This is a genomic window from Phaeobacter sp. SYSU ZJ3003, from assembly GCF_041300735.1.
Classification (GTDB): Bacteria; Pseudomonadota; Alphaproteobacteria; order Rhodobacterales; family Rhodobacteraceae; genus Phycobacter; species Phycobacter gallaeciensis_A.
The window spans coordinates 104,117-125,060 of the sequence record NZ_PXNU01000001.1; the positions used below are offsets into that span (position 1 = coordinate 104,117).

The 20,944-nt window shown below is 62.9% G+C and carries 21 protein-coding genes; 11 read left to right on the forward strand and 10 right to left on the reverse strand.

Translation table 11 applies throughout. The features are described 5' to 3' along the window. Window positions 1-88: 88 nt before the first annotated feature. The 3 genes from C6W91_RS00470 to C6W91_RS00480 all read right to left on the reverse strand — a co-directional run bounded on the left by C6W91_RS00470 (window position 89) and on the right by C6W91_RS00480 (window position 2,567). Window positions 89-1,045, reverse strand: a complete 957-nt coding sequence (locus C6W91_RS00470; protein WP_370570384.1) for a DMT family transporter — start codon at window positions 1,043-1,045, stop codon at window positions 89-91. Then, window positions 1,045-2,106, reverse strand: coding sequence for a hypothetical protein (locus C6W91_RS00475; protein WP_274868809.1), 1,062 nt, complete (start codon window positions 2,104-2,106; stop codon window positions 1,045-1,047). Before C6W91_RS00475 ends, C6W91_RS00470 begins: the two co-directional genes overlap by 1 nt. A gap of 161 nt (window positions 2,107-2,267) precedes the next feature. Next, window positions 2,268-2,567, reverse strand: coding sequence for a DUF6749 family protein (locus C6W91_RS00480; RefSeq protein WP_274868812.1), 300 nt, complete (start codon window positions 2,565-2,567; stop codon window positions 2,268-2,270). Between the two features lie 396 nt (window positions 2,568-2,963). Between C6W91_RS00480 and xth the strand changes: the two genes are divergently transcribed. Beyond that, the gene (gene xth, locus C6W91_RS00485; protein ID WP_370570385.1) at window positions 2,964-3,770 is read left to right on the forward strand and encodes an exodeoxyribonuclease III; all 807 of its coding nucleotides are present in this window, start codon (window positions 2,964-2,966) and stop codon (window positions 3,768-3,770) included. A gap of 31 nt (window positions 3,771-3,801) precedes the next feature. Here the strand turns inward: xth and C6W91_RS00490 are convergent, their stop codons facing one another. Continuing rightward, window positions 3,802-4,980, reverse strand: a complete 1,179-nt coding sequence (locus tag C6W91_RS00490) for an FAD-dependent monooxygenase (protein WP_370570386.1) — start codon at window positions 4,978-4,980, stop codon at window positions 3,802-3,804. Window positions 4,981-5,079: 99 nt separating this feature from the next. Beyond that, window positions 5,080-5,502: an RNA polymerase-binding protein DksA gene (gene dksA, locus C6W91_RS00495; protein ID WP_065273809.1), complete on the reverse strand. Its 423-nt coding sequence runs from the start codon at window positions 5,500-5,502 to the stop codon at window positions 5,080-5,082. A gap of 198 nt (window positions 5,503-5,700) precedes the next feature. Here dksA and C6W91_RS00500 point away from each other — a divergent pair, with 198 nt between their 5' ends. The 7 genes from C6W91_RS00500 to C6W91_RS00530 all read left to right on the forward strand — a co-directional run bounded on the left by C6W91_RS00500 (window position 5,701) and on the right by C6W91_RS00530 (window position 12,935). Further along, window positions 5,701-6,543, forward strand: coding sequence for a MoxR family ATPase (locus C6W91_RS00500; RefSeq protein ID WP_065273228.1), 843 nt, complete (start codon window positions 5,701-5,703; stop codon window positions 6,541-6,543). A 180-nt stretch (window positions 6,544-6,723) separates the two neighbouring features. Then, complete coding sequence (locus tag C6W91_RS00505; RefSeq protein ID WP_370570387.1) at window positions 6,724-8,109, forward strand: DUF2927 domain-containing protein; 1,386 nt, start codon at window positions 6,724-6,726, stop codon at window positions 8,107-8,109. A gap of 47 nt (window positions 8,110-8,156) precedes the next feature. Continuing rightward, complete coding sequence (locus tag C6W91_RS00510) at window positions 8,157-8,324, forward strand: hypothetical protein (protein ID WP_165832664.1); 168 nt, start codon at window positions 8,157-8,159, stop codon at window positions 8,322-8,324. Window positions 8,325-8,343: 19 nt separating this feature from the next. Further along, entirely contained in the window at window positions 8,344-9,528 is a 1,185-nt protein-coding gene (locus C6W91_RS00515) for a VWA domain-containing protein (protein WP_274833672.1), read from the forward strand. 148 nt (window positions 9,529-9,676) lie between these two features. Further along, on the forward strand, window positions 9,677-11,119 hold the full coding sequence (locus C6W91_RS00520) for an HD-GYP domain-containing protein (RefSeq protein ID WP_274831980.1): 1,443 nt from the start codon (window positions 9,677-9,679) through the stop codon (window positions 11,117-11,119). Between the two features lie 31 nt (window positions 11,120-11,150). Further along, a complete protein-coding gene (locus C6W91_RS00525; RefSeq protein WP_274868817.1) occupies window positions 11,151-11,837 on the forward strand; it encodes a M48 family metallopeptidase in 687 nt (228 codons plus the stop codon). Between the two features lie 105 nt (window positions 11,838-11,942). Continuing rightward, window positions 11,943-12,935, forward strand: a complete 993-nt coding sequence (locus C6W91_RS00530; RefSeq protein WP_274868818.1) for an LLM class flavin-dependent oxidoreductase — start codon at window positions 11,943-11,945, stop codon at window positions 12,933-12,935. A gap of 2 nt (window positions 12,936-12,937) precedes the next feature. Here C6W91_RS00530 and C6W91_RS00535 read toward each other — a convergent pair whose 3' ends face one another. From C6W91_RS00535 to C6W91_RS00550, 4 genes are all read right to left on the reverse strand, one after another. Next, the gene (locus C6W91_RS00535) at window positions 12,938-13,480 is read right to left on the reverse strand and encodes an RSP_2648 family PIN domain-containing protein (RefSeq protein ID WP_274828533.1); all 543 of its coding nucleotides are present in this window, start codon (window positions 13,478-13,480) and stop codon (window positions 12,938-12,940) included. Between the two features lie 6 nt (window positions 13,481-13,486). Then, entirely contained in the window at window positions 13,487-14,701 is a 1,215-nt protein-coding gene (locus C6W91_RS00540; RefSeq protein ID WP_370570388.1) for an RSP_2647 family RNA methyltransferase, read from the reverse strand. Window positions 14,702-14,780: 79 nt separating this feature from the next. Next, entirely contained in the window at window positions 14,781-15,050 is a 270-nt protein-coding gene (locus C6W91_RS00545) for a hypothetical protein (RefSeq protein WP_065273808.1), read from the reverse strand. Next, complete coding sequence (locus tag C6W91_RS00550; RefSeq protein WP_274868820.1) at window positions 15,043-17,841, reverse strand: glutamine-synthetase adenylyltransferase; 2,799 nt, start codon at window positions 17,839-17,841, stop codon at window positions 15,043-15,045. The genes C6W91_RS00545 and C6W91_RS00550 overlap by 8 nt, the downstream gene beginning before the upstream one ends. Window positions 17,842-18,632: 791 nt before the next feature. Here C6W91_RS00550 and C6W91_RS00555 point away from each other — a divergent pair. Then, entirely contained in the window at window positions 18,633-18,902 is a 270-nt protein-coding gene (locus tag C6W91_RS00555) for a DUF6455 family protein (RefSeq protein WP_274828536.1), read from the forward strand. A 350-nt stretch (window positions 18,903-19,252) separates the two neighbouring features. Continuing rightward, window positions 19,253-19,822 (forward strand): thermonuclease family protein, encoded by a 570-nt coding sequence (locus C6W91_RS00560; RefSeq protein WP_065273219.1) that lies wholly within the window; start codon window positions 19,253-19,255, stop codon window positions 19,820-19,822. 146 nt (window positions 19,823-19,968) lie between these two features. Here C6W91_RS00560 and C6W91_RS00565 read toward each other — a convergent pair whose 3' ends face one another. Next, complete coding sequence (locus tag C6W91_RS00565) at window positions 19,969-20,199, reverse strand: hypothetical protein (protein ID WP_274868821.1); 231 nt, start codon at window positions 20,197-20,199, stop codon at window positions 19,969-19,971. Here C6W91_RS00565 and C6W91_RS00570 point away from each other — a divergent pair. Further along, on the forward strand, window positions 20,198-20,914 hold the full coding sequence (locus tag C6W91_RS00570) for a helix-turn-helix transcriptional regulator (protein WP_274868822.1): 717 nt from the start codon (window positions 20,198-20,200) through the stop codon (window positions 20,912-20,914). The two genes, C6W91_RS00565 and C6W91_RS00570, sit on opposite strands and share 2 nt — an antisense overlap. Window positions 20,915-20,944: the final 30 nt, after the last annotated feature.

Below are 20,944 nucleotides of genomic sequence, written 5' to 3' on the forward strand. Positions count from 1 at the left end.
CATCCGGGCGCCAGATGGCGTACGTCGGCGCCCGGAGAGCAACAGACCGGTTCCAATCAACGGAAAGATCCGGCAGGCAACGACCGAATTACGGATCGGTGCGCATCGCGGCAGCTGCACTATGGCGGACCCGCTGCCGCGCAGTGATCACCGCCCTGCCCCAGACAGCCTGCCGCGGGGCCAGTTGATCCCAGACCAGATAAATCCCCGAGGCAGCAATCACTGCGGCGCCCATCCAGGTGCCCTGCCCCGGTAGCTCGCCAAACCCAAGGGCGCCAATCAGCACCATCCAGACGAATTGCAGGTTCATCAGCGGCGTCACCGCATAGGATGGCAACCGCCGCAACGCCGCCACCAGCAGCCAGCGCGCGCCGAACAACAGCCCGGCATAGCTCAGCGCCCAGACCACATCCGCCATTGGCATCGGCAGCCAGACAAAGGGCAGCACTGGCAGCATGACAAGGCTGAGCGCCAGATTGGGATAGAGCACCTGCGCCAGCACGTTCTGCTCATGCCGACCGATATAGCGTGACAGGGTGATCGACAGCGTCCCCAGCGCAGAGGCCCCCAGCGCCACCGCGTGGCCTGCGGTCAGGCTGGAAAGGCCGCCCGGAAAGACGCGGATCACCCCACCAAAACCCGCCGCCAGCGCCAGCCAGGCGCCGGGACGCACCCGCTCGCGCAGGATCGGCGCCGACATCAGCCCGGCCAGAAGCGGCATCAGTCCGATGAAGATGAACACCTCGGCAAAAGGCAGCAAGCGGAAGGCATAGAAGAAACACAAGGCCGCCGCCACCGTAGCCGCGGACCGCAGTCCCATGGCCAAGCGGCAGTCCGTGCGCAGTCCGTCCGGTAGCGACCGGGCGCCGCTACGCATGAGTGTGGTCGCGGCGCAAAGCCCCGCCACAACCGCCCCGGACAGAGCATAAATCTGCGCCGGGGCATAGCCGCCCGCCAACAGCTTGGTAATGCCATCGGCCGAGGCGATGAACCCGGTATAAAGAACAGCGAACACCGCGCCGGTCAGGGCAAAGGGCAATCCCATCACGCCCGCCCCGCATGGCCGCTGCGCAGGAAGCCTTCGAAGAACTGCCCGAAGCAGGCGCAGCTGTTTTCGGCTTGCGCCAGTACGTTTCGCTGCGCCGGATCCAACCCTGATGCAAGCCTGTCCCGTGCCAACGCCCAGTCCCCGCCGCGCGCCACGTCTGCCTCATAAAGAGCCATGGACAGGCTGCGCAGAACCCCGGCGCCCTCTGGCGCCTTCAGGTGCGTCGCGCCCTGCGGCATGCGGCGATCAAAGGCCTGGCGGCCACTCAGGGCGCGTAGCCAGTTGCAGACAAAATAACAGTGATAGTCATCGCCGCCGCCGGTAAAGCCCTGCGGTATTGCGGCGAAACCATCGGTTTGCGCGGCCAGCCAGTCCTCCCAGATCACAGGCACTTCTCCCCCGGCATAGCGCAGCGCGATGCAGACCTCGGCCAGCAGATCCGCATCCTGATCGAGAAAGGACACCACCCCGGCGTACTCCAGACTGCGCAGCGCTGCCTGGCTCAGCCCCGGATCCCTGCGACCGTATTCGGACAGGTAGAACACGATATGGGTGAGCTCATATCCCGCCTTTTTGTTCGGCAGCGCAAAGGTCTGCGAGCTTTCGATGAAATCACGCAGACGCTGATCCAGCCCCGGCAAGTCCAGCATGATACCCCGGCGCGCCAGCAGCCGCCGTGCCTCGGCCCGTTGCAGGTCGGACAATTCGGCGCCCACCAGATCGCTGCCCTCAACCCAAGCGGCCATCTCTTCGCCCTTGCCGCCATCCACTCCCAGATCCTCCAGGTCAAGACAGATGGACAGGATGAAGCGGTAGTATTGCCGGAAGAAACTCAACCGCCGCTCTGCTGTCTCGTAAAACGCCTCGAAAGGTGCAAGTGCCACGACAGGCACCTCTGCCCCCGTGCATTCGAGAATATTCAGAAACTCGGCGTTTTCCTTCAGCCAGAACACATTCTCCCGGCTGCGCCGTTGCCGCGCAAAGGTATCGCTCAGCACAGCCACATTGCCCCCCGGGGGCCGGATACGATCTGTCGGAAAGGCAAGAACCTGTGCCATGGAGGCGAGCTCCTTTTGTGCGCTGTGCAGTGGGTGGTGGGCGGTGGAAGGATCAGTATTGCGGACACCCCCGGATCGGATCGGCGGTGCCCCCGCTTTAAGATGATCAGGTCATGATCATCGCCCCTGTTTATGGTGCGGTTTTTATAGGGGCACCTGCCTCAGCTGCCCGAGGAAAACAGGCCGGTGACATCCCCCTGATCGATGCGCGCCCGGGCCTGCGGCGCCGAGCCAGAGGAAAAAAGACCGGTCAGCGCGCCGCTGGACTGGCTGCCATCCGCAACCGGTGCAGAGCCCGAGCTGAACATCTCCGCACCGCCGCCTGTCATCAGGTCCGCAGAGGGCGCCGATCCGGACGAAAACATCTCGACAGCTTCGCCGCCAAACAGGCTGGCAGCGGCAGCCTCAGCGGATGAAGTAGCGGCAGATTGAACGTCATTTTTCTTGAGCAAAGCAGTCATGGAAACCTCCGAGTGTCGGGCATTATCGCCACCAAAACGCTGGCACGGAGTTGGCAATTCCAAAACCGGAATCTGCAATTTCAGGTTGCTTTTTCCGCGACAATCACTTTAACTTTGAATTGCAAATTACCGTTTAATTACAGGTATTTAAAACAATACACACCTTATGCTAATCCTTATCCACAAAGGCAGTCTTGCAAGACCAAAAACAACAACCCTAGGTGGATGCATGCAAAGTCGCAAAACGAGCCTTTCACCCGTTAGCGCCAGCCCGCATAAGTGATTCGCCCCTCCGTGGCCAGCCCTTGCTCTGGCCCCTTGTTTGGGCGATAGATCGGCAACCCCAAATGCCCCGCCCGCACCCCTGCGGTCGCCGGGCGCGCCTGGAGATCCGACATGAAAATCGCCACGTTCAACATCAACGGCATCAAAGCCCGCGCCAATGCCCTGCCCGACTGGCTCGATGAAGCACAGCCGGATGTTGTTCTGCTGCAGGAAATCAAATCGGTCGACGAGGCTTTCCCGCGCGAGATTTTCGAAGAACGTGGTTACAACGTCGAAACCCATGGTCAGAAAAGCTTCAACGGCGTAGCGATCCTGTCAAAACTGCCGCTCGAAGATGTCAGCCGCGGCTTGCCCGGCGATGACAGTGACGAGCAGGCACGCTGGATCGAGGCCACCGTGGTCGGCAAACAGGCAATCCGCATCTGTGGGCTTTACCTGCCCAACGGCAACCCGGTGGAGCTGACCAACGATGGCAGCCCGGTGCCCGGCGGCAAATACGCCTATAAACTCGCGTGGATGGAGCGGCTGCAAGCGCGCGCCAAGGCCCTCCTGGCCGATGAGATGCCCGCACTGATGGCCGGGGATTACAACATCATCCCCCAGCCCGAGGATGCCAAACGCCCCGAGGCCTGGGCCGAGGACGCCCTGCACCGCCCCGAAAGCCGCGCCGCCTTCCAGCGGATCGTCAACCTCGGCTTTACCGAAGCCTTCCGCGCCCGCCATCAGGGGCCGGGCCATTATTCCTTCTGGGATTACCAGGCCGGGGCCTGGAACCGTAACGACGGGATCCGCATCGACCATTTCCTGCTGACCCCGCAGGCGGCGGATCTGCTGACGGATTGCCAGATCGACAAGGACGTTCGCGGGCGGGAAAAGCCGTCGGATCACGTGCCCGTCTGGGTCGAACTCGACATCTGAGGCCGCGGCGCGGCGCCGCAGCCCGGCCGGATCAGCCCGGCTGCGGCGCTGTCACATCGTGGCGGTAGATCCAGTCGAATTGCCCCACCATCATCTGCGGCGCCAGCCGTCCAGCCAGTTTCAGCACCTTGTGCGCTGGCCAGTTAAGCGGCGGGCGCAGGTGGTATTTCCAGGCATTGCCGGTGGCGGCGGCCACCACTTTCTCCGCGCGGGCGCGGCGACGGTTCTGATAAAGTGCCAAACCGGTCTGCATGTCAGGGGCCTCTTCCAGCGCGGCGCAGAGCGTCCAGGCATCCTCAAGCGCCAGATTGGCCCCCTGCGCCATAAAGGGCAGCGTCGGATGGGCGGCATCGCCCAACAGTGCCATGGAGTCGCCATACCAATGCTCTGCCACCGGGTGCCGGAACAGCCCCCAGAGCGCCACATCCTCGACCGCGTCCAGGAGATCCTTTGCATCGCCGCCAAATCCGGCAAAGGCGCGACGCAGATTGTCCGGGTCGTCCTTGAGGTTCCAGCCTTCCTCGGCCCAGCCGCGCCGCTCCTGCGCGGCGACAAGGTTGACGATGGAGCCGTCCCGCAGCGGATAGGCCACCAGATGGCGGCCCGGCCCCATGAAGACCTGCGCCTCAGCCGTCAGGCCGATATGGTTCGGCACGATGGCGCGCCAGGCGACCTGTCCGGTGAAGAACGGCTGCCGCGGGGCGTTGAGCGCCGCGCGCACCCGCGAATGTAGCCCGTCTGCGCCGATCACCAGATCACCGCCACAGCCCGCCCCATTGGCCAGATGCACCATCGGCTCCGGACCCGGCTCGACCCGTTCGACCTTTTGCAATAGGCGTACCTTCACGCCTTCTTGCCGGGCGGCATCCGCCAATAGGCCGATCAGATCCGACCGATGCACAAAATAGTATCGCAGATCCGCCGCGTATTGCTCCAGATCGAGGCGCAGAACCTCAGCCCCTTTGGCATGGCTGCGCAGCACCACAGCGCGGGCCCGCGGGGCAGTCCAGGCCAGATCCTCGGCCAGGTCCAGCGCCTGCAGCACCGCCAGACCGTTTGGGGTGATCTGCAACCCGGCGCCCACTTCGGAAATCGCCTCGGCCTGCTCCAGAACCGTGACCCGCGCACCCTTGCGGCGCAGGGCGACCGCCGCCGCAAGACCGCCAATACCAGCGCCCACAATGGTGATTTTCTTATCCGTCAGTTCCATGGGTCGCCTACGCAGATTCTCCGGTCCGGTTTCCCTTAAACGAAAAACGCCGGAGCCACAGGCCCCGACGTCAATGTTTCTGCCTTCGCCGAGAGACGATCAGTCGTCGCGGTGAACTTTTTCGCGGCGCTCGTGGCGTTCCTGCGCTTCCAGGCTCATGGTGGCGATGGGGCGGGCGTCCAGGCGTTTCAGCGAGATCGGTTCGCCGGTTACTTCGCAATAACCGTATTCGCCTTCATCAATGCGCCGGATGGCCGCGTCGATCTTCGCAACCAGTTTGCGCTGGCGGTCGCGGGTGCGCAGTTCAAGAGCACGGTCCGTCTCTTCGCTTGCGCGGTCTGCAACGTCGGGAATGTTTCGGGTGTTGTCCTGCAATCCTTCGATAGTGTCGCGGCTCTCTGCAAGCAGCTCGTGCTTCCAGTTCAGCAGCTTACGACGAAAATATTCAGATTGCCTTTCGTTCATGAAAGGCTCGTCTTCGGCCGGACGATAGTCTTCCGGCAGAAACATTTCTTGCTTCATCTCGGCTCCTTCGGTCTGGCCCATAATGCTGGTCTCTTCAAATCGTTCCAAACATTGCGGCTCCCCATGCCGCAGCGTTTATCCCCTGCCGCGCAGATTGTCACTACACAATAGTAAACCAGCCGGGTTAAAAGCGACCAAACCGCATCATTGCAGCCCGGAAACGGGCACAGAGTAACCAGAGGACGCAGGACAGACATGCAATTTCAGGGCACCAAGGATTACGTTGCAACAGATGACCTGAAAGTGGCGGTAAACGCCGCCGTCACGCTGGAGCGGCCGCTGCTGGTCAAGGGCGAGCCGGGCACCGGCAAGACCGAACTGGCCAAACAGGTGGCGGACGCTCTGGGTCTGCGGATGATCGAGTGGAACGTGAAATCCACCACCCGCGCGCAACAAGGCCTTTATGAATACGATGCCGTAAGCCGCCTTCGCGACAGCCAGCTGGGCGATGAACGCGTGCATGACGTCAAGAACTACATCAAGAAGGGCAAGCTTTGGGAGGCCTTCGAGGCCGACGAAAAGGTCGTGCTGCTGATCGACGAGATCGACAAGGCCGACATCGAATTCCCCAACGACCTCTTGCAGGAACTCGATAAGATGGAGTTCCACGTCTACGAGACCGGCGAGACGATCCGCGCCAAGCAGCGCCCGATCATGATCATCACCTCGAACAATGAAAAAGAACTGCCGGACGCCTTCCTGCGCCGTTGTTTCTTCCATTACATCCGCTTCCCCGATGCCGAGACGATGAAAAAGATCGTCGAAGTGCACCACCCTGGCATCAAGGAAAGCCTGCTGACCACGGCGCTGACCCAGTTCTACGAAATCCGCGACACCGCGGGTCTGAAGAAGAAGCCTTCGACCTCCGAAGTCATCGACTGGCTGAAACTCCTGCTGGCCGAGGATCTGACCCCCGAGGATCTCGCGCGCGACGGCGCCGATGCTCTGCCTAAGCTGCATGGGGCGCTTTTGAAGAATGAACAGGACGTGCATCTGTTCGAACGGCTGGCCTTCATGGCACGCGGGCGCCGAGGCTGACGCTTACCAGGGCACCACTCTTGACCTCACCGCTGCCGCCCATTTCGGCAGTAGTGGCGGTCGTTCCTGCGTTTTGATGCTGCGTTTACTTATTTTCGCGATAGCTTATCCTTGCCGGGGCGTCGCCGCCTGATGGCACCGCAGCATCCCGCCAGCCCGTTTTTCCGGAGACCGCCGTTTTTGTTCAGAAGAACGCATCGTGACACTGCCCGGGCGCCCCGGGTCCTGCTTGCCCTCGCCTGCGCTGCGCTTGTGGGCTGCACCGGCACCTTTGACAGCAGCCAGCCAGGCCGCGCCGCCATCGCCGACAGCACTTTGCCCCCGGCCAAGGCATTCGCCGCCGCGCACCCGCAGCCACCACAACGGGCAAACCGCGATATCGCGCGGGATTTCCTGGATCTGCATTTCAATCTCGAAGGCGGCGGCACCCTGCCCGTCTTTACCCGGTTTGACGGCCCCATCACGCTGCGGGTAACAGGCGCCCCGCCCCCCGGTTTCGAGCACGAACTGACCCGCCTTCTGGCACGCTTGCGCAATGAGGCCGGGATCGACATCACCCGGGTGAATGGTGACAGCGCCCGGATCACAATCGAAACCGTCTCTCGCAAGGCGATCCGCAAGGCTCTGCCCAAGGCGGCCTGTTTCGTGGTACCTAACGTCACATCGCTGAGGGATTTCCGCCGTAAGCGGCGCAGCCCGGACACCGACTGGACCCGGATGCGCCAGCGGGACAATCTGGCGCTGTTCCTGCCCAGCGACGTCAGCCCGCAAGAGCTGCGCGACTGCCTGCACGAAGAGCTGGCGCAGGCGCTTGGCCCGCTGAACGATCTGTACCGGCTGTCGGATTCCGTCTTTAACGATGACAATGTGCACACCGTTCTGACCGGCTTTGACATGCTGATCCTGCGCGCCACCTATGCGCCGGACCTGCGCACCGGCATGACCCGTGCCGAGGTTGCCGCCCGCCTGCCGGGGATCCTGGCACGGCTCAACCCACGCGGCCAGGGCATCCCGCCCCGCCCGCTGCCCGCAACGCCGCGCCGCTGGATCGCCGCCATCGAAACCGCGCTTGGCCCCGACACTCGCCTGTCAGAGCGTAGGCTGGCGGCCCGCACCGCCGTGGAAATCGGCCGCGCCAGCGGCTGGCGGGACCATAGGCAGGCGCAGGGGCTTTATGTTCTGGGCCGCCTGATACAGGCCGATGCCCCGGACAGCGCCCAGGCCCTGTTTGCCTCCGCAATGGAAATCCTGCGCGGTCAGCCCGGCACGGAGCTGCACCAGGCCCGCATCCGCCCACGCATGGCGGCCTACGCCATCGCCCGGGGCCAGCCCGATGCGGCCCTAACGCTGCTGGAACCGGTTCCCGAGATCGCAGCCCGCTATGAAAACGCCGCGCTGCTCTCCACCGCCTTGATGATGCAGGCTGAAGCACTAGACCTTGCGGGGCAATTCGACGCCGCCTCTGCGGTCAGGCTGGACAGCCTAGGATGGGCGCGCTACGGGTTCGGCCCGGATTGGGCCGTCCGGGCCAAGCTGCGGGAGGTCGCAAATCTGCGCCCGCACTAAGACCGGTCGGGGATCCATGGAACATATGACACAGGCGGACTGACAAGATGATCGTAATCGCTGCATTGCTGCTGGGGGCGCTGACAGGCGCGCTGACGGCCCGGAAACGTAACGGCAATCTTGCCGACATGCTGCAATATGGCGCTGTCTATGCCATTGCCTTTGGTATTGTCGGGATGCTCGCCACCCTGATCATTCACCGGATGGCGGTGTAACTGCCCAGAAAGGTCCCAGATGTTTCAACCCTTTTTCGAAAACCTGCGCCAGGCCTCGGTCCCCGTTTCGCTGCGGGAGTACCTGACCTTTCTGGAAGGCATGAAAAAAGGGCTGGTGACCTACGATCTTGACGCCTTTTACTACCTGGCGCGCGCCGCCATGGTGAAGGACGAGCGCAATATCGACAAGTTCGACCGCGCCTTTGCCGCCACATTCGAAGGGCTGGAGGCACTGCCTGCCTCAGCCGTGCTGGACGCCGTGGACATTCCCGAAGACTGGCTGCGCAAGATGGCGGAAAAGCATCTTTCGCCAGAAGAACAGGCTGAGATCGAGGCGCTTGGCGGTTTTGACAAGCTGATGGAAACCCTGAAAGAGCGTCTGAAGGAACAGGAAGGGCGCCATCAGGGCGGCAACAAATGGGTCGGCACCGCCGGCACCTCGCCCTTTGGCGCCTATGGCTATAATCCCGAAGGGGTGCGCATCGGCCAGAAGGAAAGCCGCCATCGCCGCGCGGTGAAGGTCTGGGACAAGCGCGAGTTCAAGAACCTCGATGGCGACGTGGAGCTTGGCACACGCAACATCAAGGTCGCCCTGAAGCGCCTGCGCCGCTGGGTCCGCGAAGGCGCGCAAGAAGAGCTTGATCTCGACAATACCATCCGCGCCACCGCCGAACATGGCTATCTGGACGTCAAGACCCGGCCCGAGCGGCACAACGCCGTGAAGGTGCTGCTGTTCCTTGACGTGGGCGGTTCGATGGATCCGCATATCAAGGTGGTGGAAGAGCTGTTCTCGGCCGCGCGGTCTGAGTTCAAGCACCTGGAATACTTCTACTTTCACAACTGTCTTTACGAAGGCGTCTGGCGCGACAACCGCCGCCGCTGGGATGCACAAACGCCGACGCACGAGGTGCTGCGCACCTATGGGCCGGACTACAAATGCATCTTCGTCGGCGATGCCTCGATGTCGCCCTATGAAATCGCCTATCCGGGCGGCGCCAATGAGCATTGGAACCAGGAGGCTGGACAGGTGTGGTTGCAACGCGCGCGCGAACACTGGAAATCCAATCTCTGGATCAACCCGGTGCCAGAGAACTACTGGGACCATACCCATTCCATCGGCATGATCCGCGAGATTTTCGAGGACAGCATGGTGCCGATGACTCTGCACGGGCTGGAAAAAGGCATGCGCGAGCTGACCCGGTAAGCTCCGGCTTGCAGGCTGCACTTCATACCAACTTAAATAAATTCCTGCGTATTTTGATTTCGGACGCGGGAAACCGTTAATCAATCGTCAAACACGCGCGATTAGCGTCGATGCCCAGTTCTGCATCCCTATCGAGTACAGCCATTTAATGACCACTGGCACAAACTTTGACGGCACCGCCGGGCCGGAGCTTCGTCTTGGAGAAGTCCTTGGCGCGCTCAGCCACGCGCTGGATATGACCGAAGGCCAGCCCAAGGGCCATTGCATCCGCTGCGCCTGGATCGGCATGCAGGTGGCCGAGGCGCTGGACCTGCCGCCGCAAATGCGCACCGATCTGTATTTCACACTGCTGATGAAAGACACCGGTTGCAGTTCTAACGCGGCTCGGATCAACGAACTCTACATGATGGATGATCTGGCCTTCAAACGGACCTTCAAACGCGTCAAAGGCTGCCGCGAAGGCATGCCCTTCGTGCTGCGCAGCACAGCCCGGGGGGCGTCGCCCCTGACGCGGCTGAAGACTTTGCGCCATGTAATCGGACACCGGGACGAAATCGGGCAAGAGCTGGTCCGCAATCGCTGCGGTCGCGGGGCGGAAATCGCCCGCCGCATGCGGTTTTCCGAAGAGGTGGCCGAGGCGATCGCCTCACTTGATGAACATTGGGACGGCGGTGGGCGGCCTCTGGGCCTGCAGGGCGATCAGATCCCGCTCCTGTCGCGCATCGCCCTGATGGCGCAGGTGACGGATGTTTTTACCCTGGATTTCGGCGCCGAAGCTGCCGCGCGGGAGATGGAAAACCGCGCGGGCGTCTGGTTCGACCCCGATCTGGTCCGCGTCTTCACCAGCCTGATCCGTGACCCCGGTTTCGCCCATGACCTGCTGTCACCGGAACTGGAGCAACAGGTGTTCTCCTGCGCCCATGCCCTGCACACGGCAGAGGTGAACGAGGACTACCTTGATGAGATCAGCCATGCCTTTTCGCTGGTGATCGACGCTAAAAGTCCCTTTACCCACGGCCATTCCCAACGTGTCGCCCGCTATACCCGCATGATCTGTGAACAGCTGGGACTGGCGGCCTGCCACACCCGGTGGATGACCCGCGCCGCGCTGCTGCATGATATTGGCAAGCTAGGCATTTCGAACACCATTCTGGACAAGCCGGGCAAGCTGACGATGGACGAGATGGATATCGTCCGCAAGCATCCGGTCTGGGGCTATGACGTGCTGAGCCGGGTTGGCGCCTTCCGGCGGATGGCCGAAGTGATCGTGGCCCACCACGAACGCCCCGATGGCAAGGGCTATCCCTATGGGCTTCAGGGAGAGGCGCTGACGCGGGACATGCGGATCATGGCCGTTGCCGACGTCTTTGACGCGCTGACCGCCGACCGCCCCTATCGCGATGCGATGCCGCTGGAGGAAGCCTACAAGATCATGGACAAGATGTCCGGCACCGGTATCGATCCGGATTGCTATGCCGCGCTCCAGGATGCGATCACGGCCAGCGGCTGGCCTGCGACGTCCCTGCAGGGCGACTGCGAATGGGATAGCCTCGCGCAGGTTTCCACGAAAAGCGGCCAACAATCCGCTTGAGCGCGGGGCTTGCCCGCCCCATATCTACCTCATGCTGCGTCTCACTCCCATTCTGCTGGCCGTGCTCTATGGCCTCGTCTCCTACCGGATTTCGGTCTGGCGGACCCACCGCGAACTTGATGCCCGTTCAACCCGGCTTGCGGACCCGAAACTGAAACGGCTGACCGACCAGATGGCGGCAGCGCTGGAGGTCGCGGATATCCCCGTCTTCATCTACGAGGTCGACCCGGTGAACGGTCTTGCAGCCCCCGATGGACGTATCTTCATCACCCGCGGGTTCTACGCCAAGTATCAGGCGGGCGATGTCAGCGATGCGGAGCTCGCCTCGGTCATCGCGCATGAACTGGGGCATGTGGCGCTGGGGCATTCAAAGAAACGCATCATCGACTTTTCCGGCCAGAACGCCCTCAGGACCGCGCTGATGATGATCCTCGGGCGCTATATCCCTTTTGTCGGCCCCTGGATTGCCGGACTTCTGGCAAATCTTCTGGCTGCGCGGCTGTCGCGTGGCGATGAATACGAGGCGGATGAATATGCGGCCGCCCTGCTGATGAAGGCAGGCATCGGGGTCGAACCGCAAAAAAGTCTATTCCGCAAGCTTGAGGAACTGACCCAGTCGCGCGCGGGCATGGCCCCAGCCTGGCTGATGAGCCACCCCAAGACCGAACAGCGCATCGCCGCCATCGAACGGCTGGAGGCGGACTGGGCTAAGGTCTGACGGAAGGTCATACCGCCTTTGTGCCTCCCTGCTCTGCCACACGCCTTGCGCCCCACGGGAAGAGGCGCCACATCTTGGAAAACACTCGATCAAAAGGCCGCGCTCATGCTCTATTCCCTGCTCGATCTTGCCCCGGTTCCGGAAGGCTCTGCCATCCCGCAGGCGCTGAAAAACAGCACCGAACTCGCGCAAAAGGCCGAAAGCCTAGGCTATCACCGCTACTGGCTGGCCGAGCATCATAACATGCCCGGCATCGCCAGCGCCGCGACTGCCGTTCTGATCGGCCATATCGCCAGCCAGACCAGCACCATGCGTATCGGCGCGGGCGGCATCATGCTGCCGAACCATGCGCCCTATATGGTGGCGGAGGCCTTCGGTACTCTGGCCTCCCTCTATGGTGACCGGATTGATCTGGGGCTGGGCCGGGCGCCAGGCACCGACATGCAGACCGCCCGTGCCCTGCGCCGCGGCATGGGGGCTGCTGCCAGTGGCGACAGTTTTCCGCAGGATGTGATCGATCTGATCGGCTTCATGGCGCCGGAGGACCCGCAGGCGCCGGTGCGCGCCTTCCCGGGCCAGGGTACCAATGTGCCGGTCTGGATCCTCGGCTCCAGCCTTTATGGCGCGCAGCTGGCCGCGCATCTGGGCCTGCCCTATGCCTTTGCCTCCCATTTCGCGCCGCAGGCGCTGGAGGAGGCGCTGGAGGTCTACCGGCACGCCTTCCAGCCTTCGGCCTTCCTGGACAAGCCCCACGCGATGATGGCGATCAACGTCTTTGCCGCCGACAGCGACGCCGAAGGTATCCGGCTGCGCACCACCATGCAGCAGGCCTTTGCCCGGCTGCGGCTGGGTCGCCCGGGCAAGCTGCCCGCCCCGGTGGATGACATCAACGCGCATCTGGAGCCGCATGTTCTGGCAGGTGTGAACGAGGCGCTGCGCATCACCGCCGTGGGCAGCCCTGAAAGCGTGCGTAGCCAGCTATCGGAGATCATTGGACGGTATCAGCCCGATGAGGTGATCCTGACCGGGCAGATCCACGACCATCAGGCCCGGATGCAGTCGTTCGAGATCGCCGCAGAAATCCTGAAAGAGATCTAGGTTCAGCCCGCCAGCGCCTTGGCAAGCCGTGGCAGGCGTGCCTTTTTCAGCAAGGGACGCATCTGCCAGCCGCCGCCGGACAGGCGGTTGGCCTCATCCAGAACGGCCGCGCCGACCGTTTGCATCCCGGCCTGTTCCTTGAGCCACAGATCATAAAGCAGCTCATCCGGGCCGATGCGTTTCAACCCTTCCTCGGACAGGGTGTGGCGCGGAAAATCCTTGGCGTTCATGGTGACGATGCCATCGGCATGCCCCGCAATGGCGGCGGCCAGCACGTGCACATCCGCCGCATCCGGCAGCCACAGCCGCGCCTCCACTCCCGGTGCAGGCGCCACAAGTGCACCGGGCCAGTTCGCCTGTAACAGCGCAACTTCGGACGCGGCCTGCGCCGCCCCTTCGGGGCCGAGTTTCAGCGCCGCGCGGCGCCATTCCTCCAGGATACGCTCGGACCAGAGCGGCGCATAAAGCCCCAGCCGCGCCGCGCCCAGCAGCATCTCCCGCATCACCGTGGGATAAAGAACGCAAGTATCAAGGAGCAGTTTCACGCGCGATCAGTCCAGCCGGAAGAACACGGCCTTGAGGTAACCGCTTTCGGCCAGCTGTGGCATCTGCGGATGGTCCGGCCCGGCGTATCCGGTGTGGATGAGCTGCCCGCGCCGCCCGGCCTTGCCGATCCCGCGCGCCGAGGCGTTGCGGAAGCGGGTCAGATCCGCCGCGTGCGAACAGGAACAGAGCCCCAGATAGCCGCCCGGCGCCACCAGCGGCGCGGCCAGTTTGGCCACCCGTTCATAGGCACGCAGACCGGCCTCCAGCGCGTTCTTCGACGGTGCAAAGGCGGGCGGATCGCAGATCACCACGTCAAATTGCGCGCCTTCGCTGCCCAGCGCCGCCAGCACGTCAAAGGCATCGCCCTGCCGCGCGACAAAACGATCCTGCCAGCCCGAAGCCGCAGCCCCCTGCCCGGCCAGATCCAGCGCTGCCGCCGATCCATCAACGCAGGTCGCCGAACCAGCGCCAGCCGCCAGCATGGCAAGACCAAAACCGCCGACGTGGGAGAACACATCCAGCACCCGCGCACCCGGCGCCACCAGCCGGGCAGCAAAGGCGTGGTTTTCGCGTTGATCGAAGAACAGGCCGGTTTTCTGCCCGCCAGTCAGATCCGCCATATAGGTCGCGCCATTCATCTGAACCGGCACCGGAGCATCCGGCGCCGCGCCCCGCAGGGTGGCGTTGACATCGTCCAGCCCCTCTAGCCCGCGGGTGCGGCCGGAGGCATTCTTCAGGATCACCTCTGCGCCGGTGACGGTGGCCAGTGCAGCCGTCAGCGCCTCCAGATGCGCCTCGGCCCAGGCCGCATTGGGCTGCGCAACGCAAACATCGCCGAACCGATCGATAACGATGCCAGGCAGCCCGTCCGCCTCGGCGTGGACCAGTCGATAGAACGGCGCATCATATAGCTGCGCGCGCATTTCCTGCGCCCGCGACAGGCGCGCCTCGAACCAGGCCTGATCAATCTGTGCCTCAGGGTTGCGGTCCAGCATCCGGCCGATGATCTTGCTGTCGGGATTGACCGAGACCAGCCCCAGCGGCCGCATCGCCTCATCCTCAAGCACCGCCAAAGTGCCCGGCGCCAGTTTCCGGGTGCGCCGGTCGGTGACCAGTTCATTGGCATAAACCCAGGGAAACCCATGCCGGATCGCACGGGCATTGGCCTTGGGCTTCAGTTTTACGCGGGGGCGCTGCGGCGCGGAGGCTGTGTCTGTCATGCCCCCTCATAGCTGCAAGGCAGATAGAGGGGAAGAGGCCGCAGCGCGCCAGTCGGTAATAGCGCGCGGTACCGAACGCCTAGCGATCCCGACTGCGCCAGCCGCCGCGCCGACGCGGCTTCACGACCTCGGCGAGCCCCTCACGCAGAACGATGACCATCGGGTGGTCCGGCTGTCCGTCCTCATATTTGGCAAGCAGGCGCTGCATCGCATCGCGGTTATCAATCCCTCCGGGCAGGCTCAGCGCCCAGTCCAGAAAGATACTGCGGCACTGCGACATGTCGATCCCGTCGATCCGGAAGGATTCCCGGATCAGCCCCTTGGGGTCCATCTGATCCTGCTCACTCATCTGCGCCATTTGCACCTTCCCGATCAAGCGCCCCGTCGATCATCGCACGACAGGCCGCATAGCTGTCTTCCAAGTCCCGCTCCAAACCCTGCAGCGTTTCAAATCCGGTGCTGCGGCACAAGAACTGCGCGCCGCCCTCACCAATTGCTGCGGTATCCAGCGCCTTGGCCGACAGCAGCCGCGCCGCCGTCTGCACTGACCAGAATAGGCGATAGGCCTGCGCCAGTCTGGTACCTTCTGCGGCATCCAGCCAGCCACATGCGACGGCGCCGTCCAGGCCAGTCGCCACATCCCGCGCCCCAGAACCAGAGAGCAGCGCGCCAGCCTGCGCGACGAGTTCGATATCCATCATCCTGCCCGGCCCCGTCTTTGCATCCCAGACCCCCGCCGGGGCCTTGGCCGCCGCGATACGGGCGCGCATGTTGGCCACCTCGGTGAGGATCTGCAGCCGCTCACGCGGGCGGCTCAGCACCGCGCTACGCAGGTCTTCGATATCGGCGATCAGATCCGCAGGCCCGGCGATGCTACGCGCCCGCGTCAGCGCCAGATGCTCCCAGACCCAGGCTTCGTTCTGCTGGTAGTTGGTAAAACTGGCGAGACTGGTCGCCACCGGCCCCTGATTGCCCGAGGGACGCAGGCGCATATCGACCTCATAAAGGCGTCCCTGCGCCATCGGCGCGGTCAGCGCGGTGATCAGCGCCTGCGTCAGCCGGGCAAAATAGGGGCGCGTTGCCAGCGGTCGCTTGCCTTCGGATCCTTCATCCGATTGCGGATCGTAGATCACGATCACATCAAGGTCGGACTGCGCATTGATCCGCCCGGCCCCAAGCGAGCCCATCGCCACCACTGCCGCGCCGCGCCCGGGCGCGGCGCCGTGTTTCTCGGCAAACTGCGCCTCGACACAGGGCACCAATGCGGCGATCACCGCCTCGGCCAATTCGGCGTATTGCACGCCCGCGGCTTCGGCATCGATCAGACCGCGCAGATGATGCACCCCGATGCGAAAATGCCATTCCTTGCACCAGCGCCGGGTGGTGTCGAGCTGGGTTTCATAATCCCCTTCGGCCGCCAGTAGCGCCTCCAGATCCTGCTGCAGCTTGGCGCCGCCCGGCCAGGGATCGAAGAAGGAGCCGCCGATCACCGCGTCGAACACGCCCGCGTTGCGCGACAGGAAGGCCGCCAGCTCGCCAGAGGTGCCGACGATATCCACCAGCAAATCCAGCAGCTGCGGATTGGCCTCGAACAGGGAAAACAGCTGCACCCCGGCGGGCAGACCAGCGAGGAAGCCATCCAGCGCCAAAAGCGCCTCAGCCGGTTTTGCGGTACGCGCCAGACGCGCCAGAAGATCCGGTTTCAATCGATCAAAGATCTGCGCGCCCCGGGCCGAGCGCAGCGCCGGATAGGTGGGCCAGCGGGCAATCACTGCCTCATCCAACCCCTCGGGCAGCGCAGGCGCCGCCGCCGGTTTTGCATCCGGGGCGAAAAAGCCTTCGGTCAAGGTATGCACCTCGGTCAGCCGGTCGCGGATTTCCGACTGAAGCTCAGCCGGATCGCGCCCCATCAGGCAGGCGACGCGGGCGATGCCATCCTCGGATTGCGGCATCCGGTGGGTCTGGGCGTCATGCACCATCTGAATGCGATGCTCGACCTCGCGGTGGAATCGGTAGTGATCGGTCAGGGTTGCAGCGACATCGGCGGGGATCCAGTCCCGCGCCGCCAGCGCCGCCAGCCCTTCGACCGTGCCACGCAGGCGCAGGCTTTCATCCCGTCCGCCCGCGATCAGTTGCCGGGTCTGGGTGAAGAACTCGATCTCGCGGATACCGCCACGCCCCAGTTTCATGTCATGGCCCGGCACGGTGATCACACCTCCGGTGCCCTTGTTTTCACGGATCCTGAGCCGCATGTCGTGGGCGTCCTGGATAGCCGCGAAATCCAGATGGCGGCGCCATATAAAGGGCCGCAATGCCGCAAGGAACCGCTCGCCTGCGGCAATGTCCCCGGCGCAGGCGCGCGCCTTGATATAGGCGGCACGTTCCCAGGTGCGCCCAAGGCTTTCGTAATAGCGTTCCGCCGCCTCCATCGCCATGGCGACCGGCGTCACTGAGGGATCCGGGCGCAGGCGCAGATCGGTACGGAAGACGTAACCATCCCCGGTCTTGTCACTGAGCAGCGCGCACATATTGCGAGTAGCCCGCACCATGCCCTGGCGCGCCTCATAGAAATCATCCGGGTCGAACCGGGTTTCGTCAAAGAGGCAGATCATATCGATGTCAGAACTGTAGTTCAGCTCATGCGCGCCCATCTTGCCCATGGCGAGGATGGTCAGCCCGCCTGCAGTTTCCACATCTGCCTCAGTCATTCCCGGCAGTTTCTTGCGCCGGATCAGCGCCGCAATTTCCGACTTGATCGCCACATCGGCGCAAAGTGCACCGAAATCGGTCAGCGCGCCAGTCACCCGTTCCAGCGGCCAGACACCGCCCAGATCGCAAAGCGCCGTCAGCAGGGCCACACGCCGCTTGGCCTGACGCAGCCCCGGTTTCAGCTGATCGGGCGCCATGGCGCGGCAGTCGTCAAACACGGCCTCCAACGCCGCCTCGGGATCTGCCAGGGCTTCGGGCAGCCAGGCTGCCTCCCGCGTGATCAGACCTTTCAGATAGGGGCTGGAGCCGCCGGTCCCGGCCAGAAGCTCAGCCACTTCGGCCGAAGCCGAAGGCACCAGAGCACGGGTTTCTGCACCCAGTTCGGAATCAAAGGGGCGCGGCAGGCGGGTGATGTCAAAGGCAGCATTCATATCGGGACTCTGTGCTGCCGTGAAACCGGCGTCAATGCGCCTTTTGGCGGCGCCTGCCCACCCTCTCCCCGGCCCGCTGAACCAGGTCATAAGGGCGCGGTAATCTGGTGCCAACGACCAGGCGGAGCAGCAAACCACGCAGAGGTCTGGAATCCCCCCATAACCACCCAAGGTTGTATCACGTTATAGTGAGGTGTGGCTGTGCTCCTCTCCCTTGCCCGAATGTGCCAGTAATCAGTATCCCGTTGTCAGGAACCAGAGCCAAATGCCCACCTTTGGGGCCTTCCCAAAGGGTTTGGCTTTCGGATGTAGCGAGTATCGTACCGAGTGGCCGTCGTTCAAACCGGACCATCGATGAGCATGGCCGCGCCGGTGGAATGGGCGGGCAGCGCGCAAGAAAAGCCTATCTCTTTTGCAACGCCCATTGACCAGGCTGGTCGCCCCCATCGTGGCGTAAAAGTCCAAGAAACACCCCCAGCTCAGAACACGGACAGACCGGGCCGAGAACGCGAGAGTACCATCCTCTTGTTCTCTCTCAGGCCGTGTCGCGTGACCGCCATAAGGACAGCTCTAATAAAATCGTAACTAGTCTTTACGGAAACTTACCGATTGGCGCTTTGGTGCCCCATTCGTGCCGCGTTCTTCACCTTAACTGTCGCTGTCGGTCAGATTGGAAACGCAACTGATGACGTGGTCGGCTCCTCCGCCGGTCTCGACATGAATGGTCGCCTTGAACACGCGACGAACCAACAGCAGCCGCGCCTTTGGCGTGGGTCGGAGACACTTTTTTGATGAGTACAGCAGAAAAACTGACAAGGCCCGGGTACCTCAGCAAATCCATCGGCCTGATGTCCACCGCCGCCAGAGCTGCCGGTGTCGATCTTGGCGCCGCCATGAAAAAAGGTGACATCACCGCAGTGGATTATGCCACCATGGTGCATCGCTGCAATTCCTCCAACTGCGCCCGGCAATGCGAACACTGGCGCAACGCAGAACCCGATGCGACCGCTGCGCCTTCCTTCTGCGCCAACCTGGAAATCCTTGAGCGGCTGAAACCCTAATCCCGACACCTATGCCCGCAGCCTTGTGGCAGCCGAACTGCGGCGCGCCCCACAAGGGCCCTTGTCCCGCCTCTCTGCAGACCTGCAGACTGAACACCTGAGACTGCCCGGGGCGGCTTCCCCGGATCCCCCCCCCGCTCGGCCAGGGTGAGATGCGGGGCATAGCGGTATGATTTCTTGGGGAGAATACGGCGCCCCAACGGCGTGCCATGCGGGCCCCTGATGAACCGCTCTGGCACTGTCTGCACCGCCATTAACCAAATATTGGCCTGTTTGAGGGCATGATCCTGCTCATTCGAGTTTTTAACCATCAGCACCACCTGACAAATATCATCAGAGAAGCCACGCCGATGAAAATCAAACACCTTGCCGCCCGTATCGCCCTTACTTTTGCCGCCAGCGCTGCCATGTCTGCCGATCTGCAGCCCGGCGACCCCATTTCCGCAAAGATCTTCCTGCAGTTGCACAGCATCGAAAAACTGGCCGGTGAGGTCGTGCCGCTGGTGTCGGCGCCGGGCCGGGACTTTCGGGTTATCGATGGCGATTCGCTGGCTATGGGCGATCTGAACATCCGCCTCGTCGATATTGATGCGCCGCTCGCGGTGCAGCGCTGCAACACGCCGGACGGGTCCTATTGGGATTGCGCCGCCCAGGCGCGCCAACGGGTGCGCTCCATTGTGAACGAAGCTGAGCGGGTGGAATGCTTTAGCACCGATCAGGATCACTATGGCCGACACTTGGCCACCTGCGATGCCGATGGGGTCGACGTCGGGGCCCTGCTGGTCGAAGAAGGACTGGCCTGGGCGCATGAGAACGACGGCCGCTATGTCCCGCAGGCCTCGATCGCGCAGGCCAATGCGCGCGGCATCTGGCAGGCCGAAACCGCTCCGCCCTGGAACTGGGACGCCGAACAGGACTGACCGTTCTCACCACGTATGCAGACCAGACCGGGGGCCAGCGCATTTTTTGCCGGGCGCCCCTGGCCTTACCCTTGCACAGCCCCCTTATTGACGCCTGCGGACGCCACCTGCAACCGCGCCACCCGGTCTGTGCGGAGTTTTCGCATTCAGCACGGGATGACGAATTCCGGTTGCGCCCGAACATAAAACTGCGTGGTCTTCAGCCGCGCAGCCTCCCATACAGCCCATTTTCCCACGTTGCCCGCATCGGGATTCGACCTTGCAACGCGCTCCTCTTGTTGTGGATGTTTCTTTCTGCAACAGTAATGACGTGTTCCCTTTCGACTGGTGCCAGTGAAGCTAACCGAAACAGAAACCGAGCTGATCTTTTCGATCATGCGAGACCTCAGTGGTGCCTTTGACCATTGCGAGGTCCGGCGCCGTGTCGGCCAAAAGATGCTGGATCTTCTCAAGGCGGATTATTTCGCCTCTTACGTCTGGGATGATGCCGAGCAGAGGTTCGTGTCCTGCGTTCAGATCAACATGAGCGACGACAACCTGCGCCGCTACGAAAGCTATTTTCAGTTCAACGACCCGATCACACCAACCCTGCAAAAGCGCAAGAAGGCGACGCCGGTCAGCGAAGTGATGCGCCACGACCGGCTGGTCAAGACCGAGTTCTACAACGATTTCCTGAAGCAAGATGGCCTGTGCTACGGTATGGATTTCTTTGCCTATGACCGGGGCGACAACATCGGCGACCTGCGGATCTGGCGCGGCGCAAACCGCGAGGATTTTACACCACGGGATGCCCGGATCGTGGATGCCGTCGGGCCCAGCCTTGTTAACGCGCTGGTCCGCGCGCGCAGTTCCACGCAGCAATCGCCCTCCTTTCGATTTGCACATATCGCCGATGATCTGGGTCTGACGGTGCGCGAGGCCGAAGTTGCCGACCTGCTGATCACCGGCCTCAGCGATGATGAACTCTGCGCAAAACTGGGCTTTTCCAAGCCGACCCTGCGCTCCCACATCGCCTCCATCTTCCGAAAATCCGGGCTGAACCGGCGTACCCAACTGGCACCTTTCTTGGCCGAGAAAAATCATCATTTGTGATGATAGGAATGTAATCCTGCCGAAACCTAT

Bases quoted from the DNA above. Each gene is read 5' to 3' on its own strand.
- C6W91_RS00470 (WP_370570384.1), bottom strand. From the start codon at position 1,045: ATGGGATTGCCCTTTGCCCTGACCGGCGCGGTGTTCGCTGTTCTTTAT.
- C6W91_RS00475 (WP_274868809.1), bottom strand. From the start codon at position 2,106: ATGGCACAGGTTCTTGCCTTTCCGACAGATCGTATCCGGCCCCCGGGG.
- C6W91_RS00480 (WP_274868812.1), bottom strand. From the start codon at position 2,567: ATGACTGCTTTGCTCAAGAAAAATGACGTTCAATCTGCCGCTACTTCA.
- xth (WP_370570385.1), top strand. From the start codon at position 2,964: ATGAAAATCGCCACGTTCAACATCAACGGCATCAAAGCCCGCGCCAAT.
- C6W91_RS00490 (WP_370570386.1), bottom strand. From the start codon at position 4,980: ATGGAACTGACGGATAAGAAAATCACCATTGTGGGCGCTGGTATTGGC.
- dksA (WP_065273809.1), bottom strand. From the start codon at position 5,502: ATGAAGCAAGAAATGTTTCTGCCGGAAGACTATCGTCCGGCCGAAGAC.
- C6W91_RS00500 (WP_065273228.1), top strand. From the start codon at position 5,701: ATGCAATTTCAGGGCACCAAGGATTACGTTGCAACAGATGACCTGAAA.
- C6W91_RS00510 (WP_165832664.1), top strand. From the start codon at position 8,157: ATGATCGTAATCGCTGCATTGCTGCTGGGGGCGCTGACAGGCGCGCTG.
- C6W91_RS00515 (WP_274833672.1), top strand. From the start codon at position 8,344: ATGTTTCAACCCTTTTTCGAAAACCTGCGCCAGGCCTCGGTCCCCGTT.
- C6W91_RS00520 (WP_274831980.1), top strand. From the start codon at position 9,677: ATGACCACTGGCACAAACTTTGACGGCACCGCCGGGCCGGAGCTTCGT.
- C6W91_RS00525 (WP_274868817.1), top strand. From the start codon at position 11,151: ATGCTGCGTCTCACTCCCATTCTGCTGGCCGTGCTCTATGGCCTCGTC.
- C6W91_RS00530 (WP_274868818.1), top strand. From the start codon at position 11,943: ATGCTCTATTCCCTGCTCGATCTTGCCCCGGTTCCGGAAGGCTCTGCC.
- C6W91_RS00540 (WP_370570388.1), bottom strand. From the start codon at position 14,701: ATGACAGACACAGCCTCCGCGCCGCAGCGCCCCCGCGTAAAACTGAAG.
- C6W91_RS00545 (WP_065273808.1), bottom strand. From the start codon at position 15,050: ATGAGTGAGCAGGATCAGATGGACCCCAAGGGGCTGATCCGGGAATCC.
- C6W91_RS00550 (WP_274868820.1), bottom strand. From the start codon at position 17,841: ATGAATGCTGCCTTTGACATCACCCGCCTGCCGCGCCCCTTTGATTCC.
- C6W91_RS00555 (WP_274828536.1), top strand. From the start codon at position 18,633: ATGAGTACAGCAGAAAAACTGACAAGGCCCGGGTACCTCAGCAAATCC.
- C6W91_RS00560 (WP_065273219.1), top strand. From the start codon at position 19,253: ATGAAAATCAAACACCTTGCCGCCCGTATCGCCCTTACTTTTGCCGCC.
- C6W91_RS00570 (WP_274868822.1), top strand. From the start codon at position 20,198: ATGCGAGACCTCAGTGGTGCCTTTGACCATTGCGAGGTCCGGCGCCGT.
- C6W91_RS00565 (WP_274868821.1), bottom strand. From the start codon at position 20,199: ATGATCGAAAAGATCAGCTCGGTTTCTGTTTCGGTTAGCTTCACTGGC.